This is a genomic window from Ruegeria sp. BHSB064, assembly GCF_059613205.1.
This window is the reverse complement of sequence record NZ_JBXWSB010000049.1, coordinates 24,381-31,353: the sequence shown is the minus strand read 5'-3', so window position 1 is coordinate 31,353 and position 6,973 is coordinate 24,381. Positions and strand designations below refer to the sequence as shown.

Sequence of the window (6,973 nt, the reverse complement as noted above, 5' to 3'; positions counted from 1 at the left end):
CGCAATCCCCGTCAACGGGATGACCGCCTACCACATGCTGGTCAATCTGGGCGGCGCAGCGGCGGGCAAATCCGTACTGGTTCACGCAGCAGCCGGGGGCGTCGGTACAATGGCCCTGCATATCGCCAGGCATCACGGCATGACTGTGATCGCCTCGACCAGCACAGACAAAGTTGGGTATGCGAAGGATCAAGGCGCTGAACACGTCATCGACTATCGCACCGAAGATGTCACCGCTCGGGTGATGGAAATCACCGGTGGGCGCGGCGTAGATCTGACGCTGAACCCGATTTCCGGAGAATCCTTGAAATCAGATCTCGATGCGCTGGCGCCTCTGGGCACTGCAGTTCTGTTCGGGTTCCTTGCCGGTCCGCCAGCGGGCAGTTTTGCCGAAGACTTGGCGAAGCACTTCCAGAAATCCGTCTCGGTCCGTGTCAGCGACATATACACATACTTCGTCAACCAACCCGATCCGTTTGGCGCGGATATGGCCACAGTGTTTGATCTGCTTGAGAGGGGAGTCTTGCGGCCGCAGGTGACCGCCCTGCCCATCGCTCAAGCCGCCGAGGCGCACCGTCGCCTGGAGGCCGGTGAAACCACTGGAAAGCTGGTTCTCAGCATCGATTGACCAACCCAAAAAGAAAGAGGAGCCATAGCAATGAACACAGTTTTTGGAACCGCTCTGAACGGCAAGAACATTGTCATCGTCGGCGGTAGCAGTGGCATGGGGAAGGCAACGGCAAAGATGGCCACCGCCCTTGGGGCAAAGATCACCATCGCCAGCCGAAGCGCAGCCAAGTTGAATGCGGCGGCAGAGGAAATCGGCGGCGGGGTGCAGATCGCATCGGTCGATACAACAGATGAGGCCGGCGTGAAATCATGGGTCGGGGCCTTGGGCCCGGTGGATCACTTGGTGATCTCAGCCTCAAGTGCCGCGCATGGTGCGTTCACCGATCTGCCCACAGACAATCTGCGTGCCATGTTTGAGGCCAAGTTTGTCGGCCCCTATTTGACTGCGCGCGAAGTGTTGCCTGTATTGGTTAAAGGCGGCTCCATCACGTTCTTTTCCGGTGTGCTCAGCCGTCGCCCATCCGCCGGGGCCACAGGCCTTGGCGCGGTAAACGCCGCGGTCGAGGCACTGACGAAAGGGCTGGCGTTGGAACTGGCCGGTCGGGCGCGGGTGAATTGCATCAGCCCCGGCATGGTCGCAACCGAAGCCTACGCCGCAATGTCGGAAGAGGCACGTGAAGGCATGTATGCGCAGGTTGGTGACACCCTGCCCGTAGGCCGAGTTGGAGAGGCCAAGGACATCGCGCAAGCCGTGATCTTGGCGATGACAAACGAATTCTTGACCGGCGCTGTGCTGGATGTGGACGGCGGCCACCTTGTGCGTGATTGACGTCTGGTCCAATTCCAACGTTAAGAACACTAAGTGCCCAAAACAGCCCTTGTAACAGGTGCTTAGTCTGGCTTTGACGAAAGTTGGCAAATCGTTTGGAGGCGGTGTCCGAGTTGGGCTCAAAACAAGTGCGGGCGCTGTTTCCCGCACTGACTTTGGCCAATTTTTGCAGTTATCTGGCTTTCAAACAAAGTGTTTGGGTTTAGGCAGGACACGGAATCGCTCAATTCACCTGCTGGGTCAGGCTTTCCACATTGGTTGCGTCACTCCAATAGGACCCTTCTTTCCTGTCTATGTGGAGTTTCAGCACGACCAGCGCTTTTGAAACATCGCCGTTCTCGACGCATTGAAGCAACTCAATGTGTTCCCGATAGGACTTAGCCATGTGATCCGGGTGGTGCCCCAACCGGCTGCGCAACGCCGCCATTTTCAGTGCAATCGTCTGGTACGCGTCATTCAGAAATCGATTGTCCGCGCAATCAAACAGGCATTGGTGGAACAGAGTATCCTGATACAGGTACTCTGCATCGTCCGCAGCTTCCCGTGCCGCTTTCATCCGATCGACGCAATCGTCAAGCGCAGCATGAAGCGCCTGCGGGTTCGCTTGCATGGCCAAGGTCAGGGCGGTTGTCTCAAGGCAAACACGGGCATCGCAGAGCTTGGCCAATTCTTCCGGTTCCAGATTGAACACGAAAGACCCCCTTTGCGGCTCAACGACCAACAGACCTTCCATTTCAAGCCGGTTGATCGCCTCGCGTACAGGGGTGCGGCTGACTTCTAAATTCTTGGCGATTCTTGCTTCAGACAACTGTTCACCCAATTCGAACTCACCTTTTATGATCCGTTCTCTTAGGTTCTCTGTCACCAATTCCGTCAATGATTTCGGTCTGTTGAATAGGCTCATGTCGCTCTCCTCAGTTCAACAGTAGCAGCGATGTATCTGGCATACAATGTGTTAGTGTTGACACATTGGCATACTGTATGCCAGTTTTGATTCTTACGAAGAGACGGCATTGGGAGGGGCGTCTTTGCAAAGGTTGGAGACATGGATAGTTGAGTTGAATCGAGCGCTGGTGGCTTTGGCTCTGGCAGCTGTCTTCGCAATCGTCTTTGCTAATGTTCTAGGGCGCTACGGTTTTGGTACGTCGCTAGCCTGGGTCGAAGAAGTTGCCCGTCACTTGATGATCCTTGGTGCGTTTTGCGGTGCGGGCCTTGCGTTGCGTGAAGGTCGCTTGGTTGCAATCACCACAATTCCGGACTTGCTGCCGGATGCGTTGGCCCGCCTTTTGCGCTGGGGCATCGTCATTGTCATGTTTGGGTTCATGGCAACGATGCTGTGGCTGGGCATCCAGTTCGTCGAATTCGGTTGGAATAAGGAAACTATGTCCACCGGCATCTCGCGCGGCATTCCGTATCTGGCGATCCCGATAGGCTGCGCGCTGTTCCTGATCCAACTGGCCTTCTTCGCCAAACGCTTCGTCAATCAGGATTTTGAACACGGCCCCAGCCCCGAGGGCGATGAGGCGGAGGTCTGAGCCGTGGCAAAAACCCTGATCATCCTGTTCTTTGCCGCCCTCTTTCTGGGTGTGCCAGTCGCCTTCACCATGGGCATAGCCGGTCTGTCTGCGATCTTCATCGACGGCTCATTGAACCCGCTCGTCGCAACACAGCGTATGTTTGCGGGGATCGACAGTTTTCCCTTGATGGCGGTGCCGTTCTTCATTCTGGCGTCAGAGCTGATGACGGCCTGCGGACTCACAAATGCTTTGTTGCGCTTTGCGAACGCTCTGGTCGGGCATGTGCGTGGTGGGCTGGGCCATGTGAACATCCTTGTGTCAATGCTGTTTGCGGGGATCAGCGGTTCTGCCCTGGCGGATGCCGCAGGGCCTTCCGCCATCGTCATGCGTATGATGCGTGAAGCTGGGTATGAGAAGAACTACGCAGGTGCCCTGTCCGCTGCGACGGCCACCATCGGTCCGATCATCCCACCTTCAATTCTAGCCGTGATTTTTGCGATCTCGACCAATGGCGTGACGGTCGCGGGGCTGTTTCTGGCCGGGATCGTGCCAGGCGTTCTGCTGGGTATTGCGCTTGCCATCGCCAACCATATCGTGTCCACCCGTTACGGCTATCGCGGGCGTGAACATCGTGCGACGATGGCCGAGTTGCGCAGTGCAACCCTGTCGGCCATTCCAGCCCTGATAATGCCCGCGATCATTCTGGGTGGCATCCTGTTCGGGGTTTTCACCCCGACCGAGGCGGGCGCGGTGGCCTCAGCCTATGCGTTGTTCCTTGGTTTCATCCTGCGCGCCTTCACAGTTCGCACGCTTTATGCTGCCTTTGTGCGGGCCGCTGTGGTGACATCCTCGGTCTTTCTGATCGTGGCGATGGCGTCGATCTTTGCCTGGCTGCTTACCTACCTGCAAATCCCGCAGGAACTGGCGAAACTGATCACCCAGATCACCGACAACCGTCTGGGCATACTGTTCATTCTGGCCGCTTTCGCGCTGATCTGCGGCTTCTTCATAGACACGCTGCCCGCGCTGATCATCCTGACGCCGATCCTCAGCCCCATTGCGTATTCCGCCGGGATCGACCCGCTGCAATTCGGGATGATGCTGGTGCTGAACCTGACAATAGGAATGATCACCCCTCCGGTTGGTCCGGTGCTGTTTGTGATCGCCACGGTCGGACAATTGAAAATCGAACGCCTGTCAAAAGCGGTTCTGCCGCTGCTGCTGGCTGAACTCGTGGTGCTGCTTCTGGTCATCCTTGTGCCAGGCGTCAGCACCTTCATCCCCAATTTCTTTGGATTTGCGAACTGACATGAAAGGGAGGAACCTCATGAAAACCATGTCGAAACTGATGACGGCAACAGCCGTTGTTGCAATGACTGCCGCCAGTGCGGCCTCGGCGAAGGAGCTGAAATACGCACATTTCCAAGCCGCTGACCTGAGCTCGCCCAAACACGCCGCCGCTCTGGCCTTCGAAGCCTGCGTCGAGGGCAAAACCTCGGGTTCAATTGACGTTCAGATCTTCCCGGCATCGCAGCTGGGTGGCGGGTCCGAGATCATGGAAGGGCTGCAGCTGGGCACCGTTCAGATGGCTGCGATCCATGACGGCCCGATCTCGGCTGTCTACAAACCGTTTTCGGTTCTGGCGATGCCTTATCTGTTCGACGACCAGGCGATGGCCTGGGCGGTGATGGACGGTGAATTCGGTGACGCGCTGGCCGAAGACATGCGGGCGAAAACCGGCATCCGTAGCTTTGGCGTGGCTGACAACGGGGTGCGCAACTTCACCAACAACGTCAAGCCCGTGGCCGAGCCTGCCGATATGGAAGGCTTGAAAATGCGCGTAATGACAGCACCTGTCTGGGTGACTCTGGTCGAAAGCCTGGGCGCATCGGCAACGCCCGTTCCATGGCCGGAACTGCCCGGTGCGCTTCAGCAAGGCGTTGTGGACGGACAGGAAAACGGCGTGACCAACATCGTCAACGCCTCGCTCTATCAGCACCAGAAATACGTTTCTCTAGATGGCCACGTGTTCAGCTGGCACGCCTATCTGATGTCGGACATGTTCTTCGAAAGCCTGACGGATGATGAGAAGAAAGCCGTCGAGCAATGCGTTGAGATCTCGAAAACGATCCATCGCGGGATGACGGCTGCGCAGGACGCGAACGCAACTGCGATCCTGTCGGAAAAAGGCATGGAAGTGGTTCCCGTCAGCCCCGAGCAGAAGGCCCTGTTCCGCGAAGCCGCGCAGCCTGCCGTGCGGGAATACATTGTGGGTGAGATTGGCGAGGAGTGGCCCGATCGTCTCGACGCCGCTGTTGAAGCCTACAAGGCTCAGTAACCCATGCCGAGGGACCGCCACATGAGCCGCCAAACCATCGCTATCCTTGAACCCGGCTATGCCAATTATGACACCGAGGCCTCGGTGCTGGCCGAGCAGGACGTAAGGATCGCGGCGGTCAGGCCGGAAACTGAGGCGGTCCCTGCCCTGCAGGCACTGGATCCGGTCGCAATCCTTGTGCGGGAACGCATTGTGGATGAGGCACTGATAGATGCCTGCCCGAACCTGAAAGTCGTCGTCCGCTATGGGGTGGGCGTCGACAATATCGACTTGGATTACGCGCAGTCGCGCGGAATCTACGTTGCGAATGTGCCAGACTATGGTGCGGAAACAGAAGTCAGCGAACATGCGCTGGCGTTGTATCTGGCCGTGCAGCGGCGCATCCCTTCCCGAGATGCCGAAGTGCGGCAGGGTCAATGGGGAGTCGGGCAGGCGGCGTTGATCCCCAGCCGCGAAAACGCCTCCCTTGGCCTGATTGGCTGCGGTAAAATTGGCCTGCAAACGGTACGGAAATTCCGGGCGCTCGGGTTTACTGCCGTTCTGGTCTTTGACCCGTATTTGACCGACGAGACTGCCGCCGCTGCCGCTGTGCAAAAGGTCGGTTTGACCGAGCTTTGCAAGGCAGCCGACGTGATCAGCCTGCACGCACCGCTCACCCCTGAAACGCGGCATATCCTGGATGCCGAACACATTGCGCTGATGAAGCCGAGTTCGATCGTGATCAATGTATCGCGCGGGGGCTTGATCGATGAGGCGGCGCTGGCCGACGCTCTGAACCAAGGGCGCATATTTGGCGCAGGCATCGACGTGTTCGAACAGGAGCCGGTCGCCCCTGACAACCCACTGCTGCACAGCGCCAACACAATCGTCTCCGATCATGCCGCTTGGTACTCGGAACGCTCGGTTGCAGTTCTGCAGCGCAATGCAGCCGAAGAAATCACCCGCGTTCTCAACGGGCATCAGCCCAAAAGCTGGAAAAACCCATGGTGAGACGCACCGCTTTCTAACTATCTGACCCAAGAGGATAATACTCATGAACACTCAAGAACTCGTTGCCGGGTTTCGCGAAGTGGCCACCGCATCCGTCGCAGACGCGGTAGACAAGATCGCAGGGAAAACCGGCTTTCTGCCTGCCTCGATCAAGCCACGCATCAACGAAAAGAAAATCGTTGGCCCTGCTGTGACCATTCTGGAAGGTCCGACCGAAGAGTTTCTGCCACCCCAGCACGCGCTGGACGCCATTGATGAATCCGAGGCCGGTTCGGTCATTGTGATCTCGACCAACGGCACCACTGACGTTGCCCTGTGGGGTGGTCTTATGACTGCGGGCGCTGTCGCCAACAAGCACGAAGGCGCGGTTCTGGACGGTGGTGTCCGCGATCTGGTCGAAATCAAACGTGACTATGACTTTCCGGTTTATTCCCGTTGTGTAAGCCCTGGCACCACGCTGGGTCGCATCCGGACACTGGCTTCGAATGTCGAGGTTGCCATGGGCGAGGTCATTGTACACCCCGGTGACATCATCGTGGCTGACGTCGATGGCGCGGTAGCTATCCCACGCGACCATGCCGAAGCAGTTCTGGAATTGGCCCGTGAGATTGACGAACGCGAAGCCGAACAGGCCCGCCTGATCATCGAAAGTGGCTCACTGCGCGAAGGTCTAGCGAAATACGGTCGCATCTAAACCAAACGTTCCGCAGGCCGCGGCAACGGCCTGCG

General features: G+C 57.8%; 8 protein-coding genes. 7 read left to right on the top strand and 1 reads right to left on the bottom strand.

The annotated features are described in order from the left end of the window. Both AC2FNU_RS13155 and AC2FNU_RS13150 read left to right on the top strand, forming a co-directional pair. Positions 1-628: quinone oxidoreductase family protein (locus AC2FNU_RS13155; RefSeq protein WP_496788956.1), on the top strand; the 628-nt coding region annotated here is incomplete at its 5' end. 30 nt (positions 629-658) lie between these two features. Next, on the top strand, positions 659-1,399 hold the full coding sequence (locus AC2FNU_RS13150) for an SDR family oxidoreductase (RefSeq protein WP_496788952.1): 741 nt from the start codon (positions 659-661) through the stop codon (positions 1,397-1,399). Between the two features lie 223 nt (positions 1,400-1,622). Here AC2FNU_RS13150 and AC2FNU_RS13145 read toward each other — a convergent pair whose 3' ends face one another. Continuing rightward, a complete protein-coding gene (locus tag AC2FNU_RS13145; RefSeq protein WP_496788948.1) occupies positions 1,623-2,303 on the bottom strand; it encodes a GntR family transcriptional regulator in 681 nt (226 codons plus the stop codon). A gap of 154 nt (positions 2,304-2,457) precedes the next feature. Between AC2FNU_RS13145 and AC2FNU_RS13140 the strand changes: the two genes are divergently transcribed. Genes AC2FNU_RS13140 through AC2FNU_RS13120 form a run of 5 tightly spaced genes read left to right on the top strand, consistent with a single transcriptional unit; the run spans position 2,458 to position 6,938 of the window. Further along, positions 2,458-2,934, top strand: coding sequence for a TRAP transporter small permease (locus tag AC2FNU_RS13140; protein ID WP_496788946.1), 477 nt, complete (start codon positions 2,458-2,460; stop codon positions 2,932-2,934). Between the two features lie 3 nt (positions 2,935-2,937). Continuing rightward, the gene (locus tag AC2FNU_RS13135; protein ID WP_496788942.1) at positions 2,938-4,224 is read left to right on the top strand and encodes a TRAP transporter large permease; all 1,287 of its coding nucleotides are present in this window, start codon (positions 2,938-2,940) and stop codon (positions 4,222-4,224) included. 19 nt (positions 4,225-4,243) lie between these two features. After that, entirely contained in the window at positions 4,244-5,254 is a 1,011-nt protein-coding gene (locus AC2FNU_RS13130) for a DctP family TRAP transporter solute-binding subunit (protein ID WP_425085517.1), read from the top strand. A 21-nt stretch (positions 5,255-5,275) separates the two neighbouring features. Then, a complete protein-coding gene (locus AC2FNU_RS13125) occupies positions 5,276-6,244 on the top strand; it encodes a C-terminal binding protein (protein WP_496788939.1) in 969 nt (322 codons plus the stop codon). A gap of 43 nt (positions 6,245-6,287) precedes the next feature. Continuing rightward, entirely contained in the window at positions 6,288-6,938 is a 651-nt protein-coding gene (locus AC2FNU_RS13120) for an RraA family protein (protein WP_496788937.1), read from the top strand. The last annotated feature ends 35 nt before the right edge of the window (positions 6,939-6,973 follow it).

Coding starts and splice junctions, on each gene's coding strand:
- AC2FNU_RS13120 (WP_496788937.1), top strand. CDS start 6,288: ATGAACACTCAAGAACTCGTTGCCGGGTTTCGCGAAGTGGCCACCGCA.
- AC2FNU_RS13150 (WP_496788952.1), top strand. CDS start 659: ATGAACACAGTTTTTGGAACCGCTCTGAACGGCAAGAACATTGTCATC.
- AC2FNU_RS13125 (WP_496788939.1), top strand. CDS start 5,276: ATGAGCCGCCAAACCATCGCTATCCTTGAACCCGGCTATGCCAATTAT.
- AC2FNU_RS13130 (WP_425085517.1), top strand. CDS start 4,244: ATGAAAACCATGTCGAAACTGATGACGGCAACAGCCGTTGTTGCAATG.
- AC2FNU_RS13145 (WP_496788948.1), bottom strand. CDS start 2,303: ATGAGCCTATTCAACAGACCGAAATCATTGACGGAATTGGTGACAGAG.